Annotated in this window: 16 protein-coding genes; 4 read left to right on the top strand and 12 right to left on the bottom strand. The window is 37.0% G+C overall.

The window, feature by feature from the left end; genetic code table 11:
• The first annotated feature begins 208 nt into the window (after nucleotides 1-208).
• Nucleotides 209-940 (top strand): YaaA family protein, encoded by a 732-nt coding sequence (locus M0Q17_RS07835; RefSeq protein ID WP_295085543.1) that lies wholly within the window; start codon nucleotides 209-211, stop codon nucleotides 938-940.
• Between the two features lie 4 nt (nucleotides 941-944).
• Here M0Q17_RS07835 and M0Q17_RS07840 read toward each other — a convergent pair whose 3' ends face one another.
• Nucleotides 945-3203 carry a copper-translocating P-type ATPase gene (locus tag M0Q17_RS07840; RefSeq protein WP_366835185.1) on the bottom strand — a complete coding sequence of 753 codons (2259 nt, stop codon included), beginning with the start codon at nucleotides 3201-3203 and terminating at the stop codon, nucleotides 945-947.
• A gap of 179 nt (nucleotides 3204-3382) precedes the next feature.
• Between M0Q17_RS07840 and M0Q17_RS07845 the strand changes: the two genes are divergently transcribed.
• Nucleotides 3383-4132, top strand: coding sequence for an RNA methyltransferase (locus tag M0Q17_RS07845; RefSeq protein WP_295085546.1), 750 nt, complete (start codon nucleotides 3383-3385; stop codon nucleotides 4130-4132).
• A gap of 1 nt (nucleotide 4133) precedes the next feature.
• On the opposite strand, the gene M0Q17_RS07850 is transcribed toward M0Q17_RS07845, so the two are convergent.
• Entirely contained in the window at nucleotides 4134-4454 is a 321-nt protein-coding gene (locus tag M0Q17_RS07850; protein ID WP_295085549.1) for a thioredoxin family protein, read from the bottom strand.
• Nucleotides 4455-4508: 54 nt separating this feature from the next.
• On the opposite strand from M0Q17_RS07850, the gene M0Q17_RS07855 reads away from it, so the two are divergent.
• Nucleotides 4509-5417 (top strand): AEC family transporter, encoded by a 909-nt coding sequence (locus M0Q17_RS07855; RefSeq protein WP_295085552.1) that lies wholly within the window; start codon nucleotides 4509-4511, stop codon nucleotides 5415-5417.
• Nucleotides 5414-6091, top strand: a complete 678-nt coding sequence (locus M0Q17_RS07860) for an endonuclease III domain-containing protein (protein WP_295085555.1) — start codon at nucleotides 5414-5416, stop codon at nucleotides 6089-6091. The genes M0Q17_RS07855 and M0Q17_RS07860 overlap by 4 nt, the downstream gene beginning before the upstream one ends.
• A gap of 24 nt (nucleotides 6092-6115) precedes the next feature.
• Here the strand turns inward: M0Q17_RS07860 and M0Q17_RS07865 are convergent, their stop codons facing one another.
• From M0Q17_RS07865 to M0Q17_RS07910, 10 genes are all read right to left on the bottom strand, one after another.
• Nucleotides 6116-6367, bottom strand: a complete 252-nt coding sequence (locus M0Q17_RS07865) for a helix-hairpin-helix domain-containing protein (RefSeq protein ID WP_295085558.1) — start codon at nucleotides 6365-6367, stop codon at nucleotides 6116-6118.
• Nucleotides 6368-6590: 223 nt separating this feature from the next.
• Nucleotides 6591-8510, bottom strand: a complete 1920-nt coding sequence (gene tkt, locus M0Q17_RS07870) for a transketolase (protein ID WP_295085561.1) — start codon at nucleotides 8508-8510, stop codon at nucleotides 6591-6593.
• Between the two features lie 104 nt (nucleotides 8511-8614).
• Nucleotides 8615-9466 (bottom strand): polyprenyl synthetase family protein, encoded by an 852-nt coding sequence (locus M0Q17_RS07875; RefSeq protein ID WP_295085564.1) that lies wholly within the window; start codon nucleotides 9464-9466, stop codon nucleotides 8615-8617.
• 12 nt (nucleotides 9467-9478) lie between these two features.
• Nucleotides 9479-10459, bottom strand: a complete 981-nt coding sequence (locus M0Q17_RS07880; RefSeq protein ID WP_295085566.1) for a PDZ domain-containing protein — start codon at nucleotides 10457-10459, stop codon at nucleotides 9479-9481.
• Nucleotides 10460-10777: a YbaB/EbfC family nucleoid-associated protein gene (locus M0Q17_RS07885; protein WP_295085569.1), complete on the bottom strand. Its 318-nt coding sequence runs from the start codon at nucleotides 10775-10777 to the stop codon at nucleotides 10460-10462. It lies immediately after the preceding gene.
• A gap of 2 nt (nucleotides 10778-10779) precedes the next feature.
• On the bottom strand, nucleotides 10780-11145 hold the full coding sequence (gene panD, locus M0Q17_RS07890) for an aspartate 1-decarboxylase (RefSeq protein ID WP_295085572.1): 366 nt from the start codon (nucleotides 11143-11145) through the stop codon (nucleotides 10780-10782).
• 1 nt (nucleotide 11146) lies between these two features.
• Nucleotides 11147-11521 carry a (2Fe-2S) ferredoxin domain-containing protein gene (locus tag M0Q17_RS07895; protein ID WP_295085574.1) on the bottom strand — a complete coding sequence of 125 codons (375 nt, stop codon included), beginning with the start codon at nucleotides 11519-11521 and terminating at the stop codon, nucleotides 11147-11149.
• Between the two features lie 98 nt (nucleotides 11522-11619).
• Nucleotides 11620-12912, bottom strand: coding sequence for a UDP-N-acetylmuramoyl-L-alanyl-D-glutamate--2,6-diaminopimelate ligase (locus tag M0Q17_RS07900; protein WP_295085577.1), 1293 nt, complete (start codon nucleotides 12910-12912; stop codon nucleotides 11620-11622).
• On the bottom strand, nucleotides 12902-13492 hold the full coding sequence (locus M0Q17_RS07905) for a hypothetical protein (protein WP_295085580.1): 591 nt from the start codon (nucleotides 13490-13492) through the stop codon (nucleotides 12902-12904). The genes M0Q17_RS07900 and M0Q17_RS07905 overlap by 11 nt, the downstream gene beginning before the upstream one ends.
• Before the next feature lie 19 nt (nucleotides 13493-13511).
• On the bottom strand, nucleotides 13512-13787 hold the full coding sequence (locus M0Q17_RS07910) for a NifU family protein (protein WP_295085583.1): 276 nt from the start codon (nucleotides 13785-13787) through the stop codon (nucleotides 13512-13514).
• Between the last annotated feature and the right edge of the window lie 106 nt (nucleotides 13788-13893).

Below are 13893 nucleotides of genomic sequence, written 5' to 3' on the forward strand. Positions count from 1 at the left end.
TGAACCCCGGGCCTGCTGATTACAAATCAGCTGCTCTAGCCAACTGAGCTATGTCGGCATCGAATTTGAGCCAGAATTATAGTGCAATATATTTTCAATGTCAAGAGTTTTTTACTAAAAATCTATCATACCTAACTCTTTAGGTAAAATTGGCTATTATTTGCCCACATATTACTAGTTTTATTCATATTAAAGAGGTTCTGTTTAGATGCTAAAAATATTATTTTCACCCGCCGAGGGCAAAAAAACCGGAGGAAAAGAGTCAAAAAAAGAACTTTTTGCTTCAAGCGGTGCAAGAGAGAGCATACTAAATGAATACAACACTATTGTCAATAGCGCTAATGAAGATGCTATAAAAGAGCTTTTTGGATTTAAAAAATTTAGTGATTGCAAACCATATATAGATGACATCTTCAATTTACCTCTGATGTGTGCGATTGAGCGATATAATGGGGTTGCTTACGAATATCTTAATTTTAACTCTCTTGATAGTGGCCAAAAAGAGTATCTAAAATCAAATACCATCATCTTCTCAAATCTTTACGGTCCACTTTTAGGCGGCGATATAATTGCTAACTATAAAGTAAAACAGGGAAATAATATAGGAAAATTTATTCCCGATAAGTTTTACAAGGAGAGATTTTCATATCAACTTGATTTATATCTAAATAGTTGTGATATTTTAGATTTACGTGCAGGTTATTATGAGAAATTTTACGAAATCAAAAAACCACATACGACTCTAAAGTTTTTAAAAGATGAAAAAGTTGTAAGCCACTGGGCAAAGGCGTACAGAGGCTTAGTTCTTAGAGCCGTTGCGCAAAAGGGCATAAACTCAATGAAAGAGTTCATGACACTTGAGATAGAGGGATTAAGCATCAAAGAGATTAAAGTCGTAAAAAACAAAACAGAGATAGTTTATACTATTATAGACTCATAAAAATCTACAGTTTTATCTTCTTTAATCTAAGTGAGTTTGCAATAACCGAAACTGAGCTAAAACTCATTGCTGCTGCGGCTATCATCGGGGAGAGTAGTATCCCTAGAAACGGATATAGGACTCCTGCTGCAATAGGAATTCCCACAGAGTTGTAAAAAAAGGCAAAAAACAGGTTTTGTCTAATATTTCGCATCGTTGCTCTGCTTAAGACTCTGGCTCTAACAATACCGCGTAAATCGCCCTTTACTAAAGTAATCTCTGCACTGTGCATAGCAATATCCGTACCTGTTCCCATAGCAATACCTACATTGGAGATTGCTAGTGCGGGAGCATCATTTATACCATCACCTGCCATTGCTACAATATGACCCTTTGCTTGAAGCTCTTTAATAATATTGGCTTTTTCTTGAGGCAGTACCTCTGCATGAACCTCATCAATGCCTAATTTTTTTGCTACAATCTCTGCTGTTTTGCGGTTGTCGCCCGTAATCATTACAACCCAAATACCCTCTTCATGCAAATTTTGGATGGCTTTTACGCTAGAGGACTTTATAGGGTCTTCAACGCCAATAAAGCCTGCTGCCTTTGAATCAATCGCAACTAGCATCACAATCTTGCCGTCATTTCGCTCAACATCTGCTTTGTGTGAGAGTTTATCACTCTGTATATTTAAGCTCTCTAATAATTTTATATTTCCGACTGCTATTTTATGACCATCTACATTGCCTACAATACCCATCCCGTTTAGAGTCTCAACCTCGCTTGCTTTAGCAAACTCTATACTTCTTCCTTTTGCGCCTTTAATAATTGCATCTGCTAAGGGATGTTCACTTGCAAGTTCTAAGCTTGCAGCTAGGCGAAGCATCTCCTCTTCGCTAAATTCCTCTTGTGCATACAGTGAAACGAGCTTAGGTTTTCCCTCTGTTAGCGTACCGGTTTTATCTACTACTAAAGTATCTACCTTCTCCATGGTTTCCAAGGCTTGCGCATTTTTTATCAACACTCCCGCCATAGCGCCTCTCCCTGTTGATACCATTATAGAGATAGGCGTAGCAAGACCGAGTGCACATGGACATGCAATAATTAAAACAGAGACGGCTCCCACAACTGCATACGCCAACTTTGGTTCCGGTCCAAAGAGCCACCAAACGACAAATGTTATAAAAGCAATAGCAACTACAGCGGGAACAAAATAACTTGATACCTCATCAGTCAATCTTTGAATAGGCGCGCGGGAGCGTTGTGCTTGTGATACCATCTCTATGATTTGTGCGAGCAGTGTTTGGGAACCGATTTTTTCTGCTCTCATAAGAAGAGTCCCATTTGCATTAAGAGTAGCACCGATAACTCTCTCGCCGGCAAATTTGGAGACGGCAACGGGTTCGCCTGTAACCATAGACTCATCAACATTGCTTCTGCCCTCGATAACCACTCCATCAAGCGGCACTTTTTCGCCTGGGCGAATACGTAAAATATCTCCAACTCTCAAATGCTCTATAGGTATATCCTCTTCACTTCCATCATCACGAACAATCCGTGCTTTGTTTGGAGCAAGCTCTAGCAGTAATTTAATAGCTGCATTGGTTTGAGAGCGGGCACGAAGTTCAAGAACCTGACCCAAAAGAACCAGTGTCGTAATAACTGCCGAAGCTTCAAAATATAGATGAACCATGCCATCGATTTGCATGGAGGGAGGAAATATATGCGGTAAAAAAAGAGCGATTATGCTATAAAGCCATGCAACTAAAACACCCAGCGCGATTAGAGTAAACATATTTAAGTTCATTGTTTTAAGCGAGTTATATCCTTTGACAAAAAAGGGCCAACCACCCCACAGCACAACAGGAGTAGCTAAAAAAAACTCTATATAACCAATCGACTTCATGCTTAGTGACTCTCTCAGAAGTGATGGCATCATATCAACACTCATCGCTAAAATAAATAGAGGAGTAGCAAGTATGGCACTAATCCAAAAGCGGCGGCTCATATCTATAAGCTCTTCATTTTTTTCTTCAACTTTTGCATTCATAGGCTCTAGCGCCATCCCGCATATTGGGCAGGAACCCGGATGATCTTGAATGATTTCAGGATGCATGGGACAAGTGTACTGAGTAACCATAGTATCTTTATGACTACTTTTTTGGCTATCTATAGAGCAGAAATCGCTATCGCCGCAGATCGATTTATTATCTTTTTTTATATACTTTTGAAAATTTTGTTTAAACTTAAGAAGTAAGGATTTTATATCTGCATCTGTCTTCATCTTGCCACCTTCCTTTTTTATAAGATTAGGTTATACTTTTTTCTCTTCTTGTAAATCTTTAACGTCTAATCTTCTTTTTTTAAGTATAGCACTCTTTTACTAACTATCTATTTTTTCGCCCAGATAGAATAAAACAGAAAAATAGTGTAAAATTTCGCATATACAACAAAAGGTTCATTTTGCAAGATTCACAAGAGTATAAAAACAAAAAAGCATACTTCGAAAAGATAATCACACTTTATGGAAGAAATGTCGTTATAGAAGTTTTACAAGATGAGAGTATAGAAATTCATAAACTTCATATGTCAAACTCCAACAAACCCGACGGTGCGGTAGAGAGTATCCTCTTGCTTGCAAAAAAAAGAGATATTCAAGTGACTTACCATGATAAAAATGCCCTTAGCCGCATAAGCAAAAATGCTAAGCAGGACCAAGGTGTGGCGATTGACATCATAGCAAACTCCTACCAAAGCGCAAACGAAATAAAAAATCTCAAAAGATTCAAACTTCTTGCACTCGATGGCGTCCAAAACCCTCAAAACCTCGGAATGATTATCCGTTCATGTGCAGCTGGATATGTTGATGGCATCATACTTCCTAAAAAAAATAGTGCAAAAATCTCTCCGCTTGTTATAAAAGCGAGTGCGGGAACGCTTTTTAAACTCCCCATCTACTACTGCGATACGCTCGATGAAGTTTTAAAAGAGTTACATGATGCAAAAATCTATCTCCTCTCATCTCACGCTAAAAACAGCATCTATGATTTGAAAAAAAGTGACAAATCCATATTTGTTCTAGGAAATGAGAGTGAGGGAGTCTCAAAGGAGGTTGAAAAACTCTGCAATGACTCTATAAACATACCGATGAACAGAGGCGTTGAATCTTTAAATGTTGCGGTTACTGCTTCGCTTATCGCCTTTATGCAGTAGGTTAACTCATCATTATTTCATAAGGGCGTTTTATCTCTCTGATAACCTCGCCCACACTCATATTGCGCGACTTTCTCAAGAACTCTCTACCGCCCAGAAAAATCAAGATGGTTGGAATGGCAAAAACACTATAGTGCGCTGCTATCTCCTGCTCTATTGAGATATCAATGCTTAGTATTTTAAACTCCTTAAAATTACTCTCAATCGCTTCTAAAAGTTTAGGTTTTAGCGCATGACACACATTACACGCCGGCGCTGAAAAATATAGCATAACTGCTGAATTTTCTTTTATTATAGTGTTTATCTCTTCTATTGTCTGCATATGTTAGTACCTTTTTTTGGTGCGAAATTATACACTATTTGCTATAATCATTCTATGAGTGCAATACTATTTTCAGTTTTAACTATTTACATATTTATTGTTATCGGTTTTGGAGCAAAAATGAGCTTCAAAGATGCTATTGATGATAAAACCATAACGCTTATAAATGTATATTTCTTGCAGGTTTTTCTAACTTTTTGGGGTCTTCTAGTTCGTCCGGTTGATGTTACGCTTCTTTTTGCACCCTCGATTTATCTCCTTATCGTCATTGTGGTTCTTATTATCTCCGCTTTTGCTGCACGAAAATTCTTTCTTGAGCAAAAAGAGTACTCCATCGCAGCCGTTGCGGCAATAATCGGAAATACAGGAAACCTCGGCATACCGCTAAACATCGCCATCTTTGGCGAAGAGTCCATTCCCTACACAACCGTTATAAATCTTATGAATATTTTAATTGTCTATACCATCGGTGTTTACTACTACTCAAGAGGAAAATTTGACGTTAAAACGTCGTTAAAAAACATACTTAAGCTCCCTATTCTCTGGGCAGCGGCAGTGGCGATAACGCTTAGCATGTATGGCTACAGACCAAGTGAAAATATTATAAATATGCTTATGATGGGAGCTTACACTTCTATAGTTATGCAGCTATTTCTCTTTGGTATCTTCCTACACGGCACGAAGATACATGAGATAAGCAAGAGGCTTGTTATTTGGGTTATGAGTATAAAATTTCTCTTTCTGCCCGGCATCTCATTTTTAATTCTTTATAATATAGAGCTTGACTCCATGATAAAAGGGATAATTTTTATGGAACTTATGATGCCTCTTGCTATAGCTAACGTAAACCTTACCTCTTTGTATGATTGCAAACCTAAAGTTGCTACCGCGCTTGTTTTTATCTCCTCGGTTATATTTTTGGGTATTATTTTTGCGGCTATAAAGGTGCTGACATACCTATGAATGAAATATATAAGATTTACAAAATATTGTATAAAAATTATGGACCACAGGGTTGGTGGCCTATACTCGGTTATGGTTATCATAAACAAGATTATAATTTTCCAAGAAATCACGATGAAATATTTGAGGTATGTCTAGGCTCAATTCTTACTCAAAATACGACATTTGTTTCTGTCATAAAATCGCTTGAAAACTTGCAAGCAAAAAATGCCCTAAATGTTTATACCATAGAGAAGATGGAGATTAATGAATTTAAAGAGGCTATAAAACCCTCTGGCTACTATAACCAAAAAGCGAGATACATTTTAGAATTTATAGCATTTTACAAAAATCTCTATGGCGCTACTCCTACAAGAGAAGAGCTTTTAAATGTTATAGGCATCGGCGAGGAGACGGCAGATTCAATACTTTTATACGGATATAATCAACCTGAGCTTAAGGTTGATGCTTACACAAAAAGAATACTTGTTCACTTAGGCTTTGTGAATGATAAGGCAAAATATACCGAGATAAAATTTCTAATACAGAACTCTCTAGGAGCCTCTATAAAAGATAAAAAAAAGCTTCTTATTGCCTACCAAGAGTTTCACGCTTTAATTGTGGAGCATGGCAAAAAACACTACTCCAAAAAACCTTATGGCTCTGGTTGTTTTTTAAATCCACATGTAAAATAATTCTTCATGCAGATTTAAAGATTGCTATTTTTTACAGCCGTTTGCTGTAACATTATCTCTATTTTTCTCTAAAAACTTCTTACCAAAGCCTTTAACCTCTTTTAGCTCATCAACATTTTCAAAACAGTCATGTTTTTTTCTATACTCTAAGATTGCATCTGCTTTAGCTTCGCCAACACCTTTTATGCTCATCAATTCAGCTTTATCAGCCTTATTAATATCTACTGCTGCAAAACAGAGTGTAATACTAACAACTAATAGTAACAATAACTTCATTTTTTAACTCCTTTTTAACTAAGTTTGTTAAATTATACTTTTTTAAATATAAAATAAATATTAATTTTAATTAAATTTATTATTTATCGTTTTTTTATATATTGCTAGTAGAAGGTATTGAAACTCTAAAGAGATTTATAAGTCATAAAAGAAGCTTAAAGAGTAAAAAAGAGAAGATTTATTTTTGAAATATTTTTCTTACAGGCTGCTTGCCTGTAAGAAATTATATGATTTTTGCCATGATGCCATCTACCGAAAAACCAAATTTAGCAAACAACTTATCAGCAGGAGCAGAAGCACCGAAAGTATCCATGCCGATTACTTCATCTGCAAATCTGTACCATTCTAAGCCACGCGCTGCTTCAATGGCTACTTTTTTAGTATCTTGTTTAATAATCGAATTAATATATGCTTTGTCTTGCTCAATAAAAAGGTCATAACATGGGACTGAGATAACATCTGCTTTAACACCTTTTGCATTAAGTGCTTCTTTTACTTTAAGAGCAAGTTCTACCTCTGAGCCTGAAGCCATTAAGGTTATAGTAGCATTTTCGTCAGTAGCTAGAAGGTATCCACCTTTAGCCGCACTCCCTTTCACTGCTGATGGTAATATTGAGAGGTTTTGGCGTGAACAGACAAAAGCTGATGGAGAGCTTTTCATCTCTAGAGCTATTTTCCACGCCTCTATATTTTCTCCACCATCAGCAGGTCTCCAAACATAAAAGTTTGGAAGTGCACGAAATTGGCTTAAGTGCTCTATAGGTTGATGAGTCGGTCCATCTTCGCCTACACCGATACTATCATGTGTCCAAACAAAAAAGTGTTGAATCCCCGAAAGAGCTGCAATTCTTGCAGCAGGTTTTAAGTAGTCTGAAAATACAAAAAATGTAGCACTAAAAGGCATTAGCGGACCATAAAGAGCAATAGCGTTAGTTATTGAAGCCATTGCATGTTCACGAATACCGAAGTAGATATTTCTGCCTTTTGGATAAACGCCCATGTCAATAAGCTCTGTTTTGTTTGAAGGACTTAAATCTGCCGAACCACCTAAAAAATTAGGAAGTGCTTTTGCGATAGCATTTAAAATTTTTCCGTTTGTGTTTCTTGTTGCATCAGCCTTATCAAAAGTTGGCCAAGTAATTCTTGAAAAATCTGGATTTTGCAGAGCCTCTAAAGTCTCATTTTGTTCCATTAACGGAAGAGTTTTAAGACTATGAAGCCACTCACGCTCAACTAAATCACCATTTTCTATTGCACATCTAAAGCGAGCCATTACATCTTCATCTACATGGAAACTTTTTGTCGCATCAAATCCTGCTGCCGCTTTAGCCTCTGCAATTACCTCACTTCCAAGAGGAGCACCGTGGGAGTGATGAGAACCTTCAAGTTTACCAGCACACTTTGCAATCGTTGTATGAGCGATAATAATAGTCGGCTTCTTATTCCCTTTTGCAGTCGTAATTGCAGTGTTAATCTCATCATAGTTATGGCCATCACACTCTAAAGCGTCCCAACCTTGCGCTTCAAAACGAAGACGAATATTTTCACTTATGCTCAAATCGGTTGAGCCTTCAATCGTGATGCGGTTTGAATCATAGATAAGAATAAGATTATCAAGCTTGTTGTGTCCGGCAATTGAACAAGCCTCATAACTAATGCCCTCTTCCAAGTCACCATCGCCGCATAAACAGTAAACCTTGTGATCTATGACTTTTGCACTGTCTGAATTTACCTGTGCACCCATAAATTTTGAAGCCATTGCAAAACCAACTGCATTTGCAATACCTTGTCCAAGCGGCCCTGTAGTAATCTCTATACCTTTAGTATGCCCATACTCAGGATGTCCCGGAGTTTTTGAGTCTAGTTGGCGAAAGTTTTTAAGGTCATCTATTTCAAGTCCGTATCCCCAAAGATAATAAAGCGAGTAGATAAGTCCTGTTGCATGTCCGCCTGAGAAAACAAGTCTGTCACGATTTAGCCAAGATGGGTTTTTAGGATTGTGATTTAAATGCTCACTCAATATAACTGCGATATCAGCAAGCCCCATCGGTGCGCCTGGGTGTCCTGAATTGGCACGCTGAACCATATCTGCTGCTAAAAATCTTATACTATCTGCCATTTTTTTACGCATTGCATTACTCATAATTTTATCGCCTTTATTAAATTTTTTAAACGATGTCAGAAGTTCTTCCGCCATCTCTGCTAGCCGCTTTGGCACTGATGCTTGCCCTCTTTAAAGAAGCAAAGTTAAGTTTGTTTATGTCTGTTTATATAGTGTGTAAGAAGCGAAGAGAGTTCATTTTTTAATTTCTCATCAAAACCACTCATCTCTTTTGCAAGTATTTGAGCTAGCTCATCTGCTTCTTGTAGCGCCTCATCCAGCCCAAGAAGTGTAACAAAGCTATTTTTTGATTCATCGTTATTTGTTAATTTACCTGCCTCATGTGAACTTTGTGTTACATCTAAAATATCATCTTGAATCTGAAATAGAAGTCCAAGTTTTATGCCAAAATCATAAAGAGCATCTGCTAGCTCTTCCTGACCGACAATAATTGCACCCATCTTAAGTGAAGCGGCGATAAGTTTTGCTGTCTTATTTGTATGTAAAACTCTCACATCCTCTATACTCAGAGGTCTGTTTTCAAAATAGCAGTCAATCGCTTGACCCAAAACCATTCCGTTAAGTCCGCCATTAACCGCCAACTCTCTTATAAGTGCAACTCTCGTGGAGTCTGAGAAGGGAGCATCACTTAAAATTTCAAAAGAGTAGGTGTTGAGAGCATCGCCTGCCAAAATTGCAGTTACCTCATCAAAAAGCACATGCAAGGTAGGCTCTCCTCTGCGAAGCGGCGAGTTGTCCATTATAGGCAAATCATCATGGATAAGAGAGTATGTATGCAAAAGTTCTATCGCGTATGCCGCATGATATGCTCCGCCTATTAAAAGCGGATTGTAAGCATTTACCACCCCAAGCAGAAGTGCAGGACGAAATCTCTTGCCACCCGCAAGGAGCATTTTTTGAACTGCTTCTTCATAAGTCGGATGTATGCTTTTTGACGTTGGTAAATGATTTAATAAAAAATTCTCAAAGTTGTGCATATGAAATTTTACCTAATTTACTTTCACAAAGAACTGAAAATGCTCTCTTTCAAAAAGAAGATATGCACTCTTTTTAGGATTGTCTATCATCTCTAATATCTCCTCTTCATTCTTTACATCTTTTTTGTTGACCTGCAATAGCCTGTCTCCTAGTTTGAGTCCATAATGCTCGGCTTTTTTCTCTATCCTAATAATAAATAAATTTTTATCAAAAGATATTCCTAAAAGCTCTAAAAACGTATCGCTGAGATATCCGCCACCCGCTCTGTTTTGAGTTTTTACACTTAAAGTAAGCAGCTCATTTTTTCGTTTTATTTTTACGCTGTGAACGGAGTTGATTTCGCTAAAGAGCACCTCTCTCATAAACATGGCACTATCTTTAACTTTTTTACCATCTAGCTCCAAAACTATATCGTCTTTTTTAAATAAATTATCTTTAAAAAAAGGGTTAGAGCTACTGATAGTAACTGAACAGCCGACATCTTTGACTCTAATACCGAAATCTCCATAGGCTACTTTTTTGCTTTTTAAAAAATGTTCAATATACTCTTTTTCAATTATCCCGCGCGGGGTTACAATTCCTTCCAGCGCGCAACAGCTGTTTAGCAGCAGACTAGGCGCACTAAGCGGCTCGCTAAATGTTGCAAAACTATTTAGTCCAACCTGTTTTTTTATAATTTTTCCCTCAATTACAGTGTTGTTATCAACACCAAAAGTTCCCAAAGATTGATTCGTATTAACTCTAAAAGGGTATTTGAAATTTTTTCTAACCTCTATAAGGTAAAGAGAAAGATATGGGTCATATTTGATAATTTTTGCATTTGGCTGAGTTGTGGAAAAAATGATTTTTTGATTATTTTGCAGAGGAATATGGAGTGAATTTTCTACAATTGCTCTTGAATCAACTGTTTTTTGCCTGCAAGAGTCAATACCGCCTTTACATGCATAAAGATTTAAAAAAAGAAGGTTTAATGCTAAAAATAGCCTAAACACTTACTTTGCCCCAAATGGATTTACGCCACCCATTGTGCCAAGCATACCTAAGGCACTATTTTGCCTATTGGCTTCTACCATTTTATTAGCATCGTTTATTGCACCGATTAGTAGAATTTGCAGCGAATCTTTATCGCTAAGAAGTGAATCGTCAATATTTATATCCACAACTTCTCCCTTTCCGTTGATGGCAATTTCAACCATACCGCCACCGCTTTTGACCTTGAAAATTTTAGACGCTAGCTCAGCTTGAAGCTTTTTTGCATTTTCCTGCATTCCCTCAAGCATCTTACTCATATCGCCTAAATTTCCAAACATATTTATATCTCTTCTAAAATTTCTTCGATGTCGTTGTTTTCGTTTACTAAAACAACTTTGGGTTTATAGTTTAACAGTTCGCTTTCATTATATGTAGCGTATGCAACTATAATGATTTTATCACCTTTGTGAACTTTTCTAGCAGCTGCCCCGTTTAAACAGACATCTCTCTTTCCACGTTCACCTAAAATAATATATGTTGAAAATCTCTCACCATTATTGATGTTTAGTATTTCAACTTTTTGTCCAACTCTCATCTTTGAAGCTTCTAAAAGCTCCTCATCTACAGTGATTGAGCCAACATAGTTAAGATTAGCATCAGTTACCGTAGCACGATGAATTTTGCTGTAGAGCATTTCTATCGTCATTTTACATTCCCATCTGTTTTTTCATTTCGCATGGCGAAATAGGTTCATCCCACATATCAGAACTTATAAGATACTCTTCAACGACTTTGCCGCCGATGATATGCTCTTCTATGATTTTATCTATCTTCTCTTTATTAAGAGCCGCATACATAAAATGTCCAGGCTCAACAAGCATAACAGGACCTGCCGTGCAACGATTTAAGCATGACGTTCGTATAGGCTGAACTGTTCCCATTATACCCTCTTTCATTAGTTTTTGTGCCAGATGCTGAAAAAGGTCTTGTGTTTCAGGCGTGACACATGAAGGTTTTGGCATACCAGGAGGAGCTGATTGCTCGCACTTAAATATATAAAATGCCGGCTGAGGAATTCCCATAAATACTACCCTTATTAAAATTTTTCGCAATTATATCAAAAATAATCCTATAAATAATAACGCACATAAAGAAGTTTAAGCGATTAAGATCTATATTATTATTTTTTCAATATCTCTCTAACAACTTCCCTGTCGTCAAAAGGAAATTTTTCATCATAGATAATTTGAAAAGACTCATCCCCTTTCCCGAGAATTACAACCACTTCATCCTTTTGTTGCTCTTTAATCGCCATCTCAATCGCTTTTCTTCTGTTTAACTCAACGCTCACAATGCTTCTATCTTCTATCCCCTCTAAGATATCATTTACGATATCCTGAGGATCTTCATTTCTTGGATTATCACTCGTTATGTAGAGTTTCTTAGCCAAACTAGCAGCGACCTTTCCCATCAAAGGTCTTTTTGTTTTGTCTCTGTCTCCGCCCGCACCAAAAACAACCAGAAGTTCTTTCTCTTTAAGCGCATTTAAAACCTGCTGCATCCCATCTGGCGTATGAGCAAAATCAACTATTACATTTGGAACTTCACTTACCTGCTCCATTCGCCCGCTAACTCCAGCAAAATTATCAACAACCTCACAAACATCTTCAAGCTTTTTCCCGGTTAAAATATGTGTTGCCGCAATTGCGGCTAAGAGGTTATAGAGATTGAAAAATCCATGTAAAGAGGCGGTAAAAGGAACTACATCTTTTATATTTTGAATAATTCCGCTTGTTGCGTTATTTAGTGAATATGCAATCAATCTGTATGTTGCAGAATTTTCTATTCCGTAAGTAAATGTATTTTTAAAATTAAACGACGCTTTTGGCTCATCTTTATTTATAAGTTTTTTGCCATCATCTTGAAAAAAGCTGTTTTTAACCGCTATGTATTCCCCGATGGTTTTATGATAATCCAGATGATCTTGTGTAATATTTGTTAAAATTTTAAGCTCAAAGTCAAGCCCCTCTACTCTTTTTTGAGCAATTGCATGTGAACTGACTTCCATAATAAAAAATTCACAGCCTGCCATAACAGCCTGATATATATGCTTATATGTATTTAAAACAGAGGGGGTCGTTAAACTTTTCCCCTCAACAAGCTCATCGTTCATAAAAAAGCCGCGAGTCCCTTGCATTGCACTCTTGTATCCTAAATCCAACAAAAATGAGTATATAGCGCTTGCAGTTGTCGTCTTGCCGTTGGTTCCGGTTATTCCGACAATTTTTATCTTATCTACTCCAAAAAGTTTTGCTATATCTTTTATATTTATAATAGAATGAGCACCGTTATCTTTTGCATTTTGTAGATACTTCTCATTTTGGGCGGTTAATACAAATGCAGTCTCCTTATCACACTCCTGCGAACTTTCGGTTATATATCTAAACGCTTCTTCGGGCAGCTCAATTTTCAATTTTTTTGCCCTTTGCCAATTTTTTAAGTAATTTTTTAAGCAGTTCATCACTTGGATAAACACTCAGGGCATTTTCTAAATAAGTAAGTGCCATTTCCGCAAAACCATGCTCTATAAGATTGTCCAAAAAGTCAATAAAGTCCTCTTTTTGGGTAATTATAACCCGAGTCGAGAACATAATATTTTCAAAAGTCTCCTTGAAGCTCTCTCCTGCATCTATTAAAGCTTTGAAATCTTTGTATAAAATACCATCTTCAAGCTCTATTCTGTCACGAATAGGCTGCGCAAATACTTCGCCGAGCTTCTCCATCGAGCCATCCATATTTTGAAGGATATCCCCTATGATAACATCAGCTTGCTCTTTGTCTTGCTCTTTTAGTATCTCATAGTAATCAAAAAGGGCTTCTGCTCCACCCTCTCCGCTTAGTGCCATCTCGGCAAGAATGACACCGTTATATGCCTCTTTTGAGTGAGGAAAATTTTGTAGTACCGCGGCAAACTTCTCCAACGCATTTTTATAGTCTGATCTGGAGAAACTATCTTTAGCTTGTGATAATATTTTATGTTTACTTATTGCCATATTCTCCCCCTGTGTATTTTTATAAGTTATCTATATCGTTTTCCATACCTAAAGGCACATTTATAACTGTAATATCTGGGTGTATATCCATCTTTAGCTGTCTTTCTACGCCATATTTCAATGTAGTTCCACTGCTAGCACATCCCACACATGCACCTCTTAGCTGTATATAAACCTTTGAGTTTTTAACTGTCAAAAACTCTATATCTCCACCATCAAGTGCCAAAGACGGACGAACTTTGTCTATAACATTCTTTACCGGCATCATCAACTCTTCGTCTGTAAATGGTATCATGACCATCCTTCTTGATTATTTATCTTATTGTTTTCATAAGATATGTAAATATCGCTTAACAAGTGATAAAAATTATAATCTATCTACCCAAAGAAAGAATTTCGTG

This window comes from Sulfurimonas sp. (assembly GCF_023229105.1).
In the GTDB taxonomy this organism is placed as follows: Bacteria; Campylobacterota; Campylobacteria; order Campylobacterales; family Sulfurimonadaceae; genus Sulfurimonas.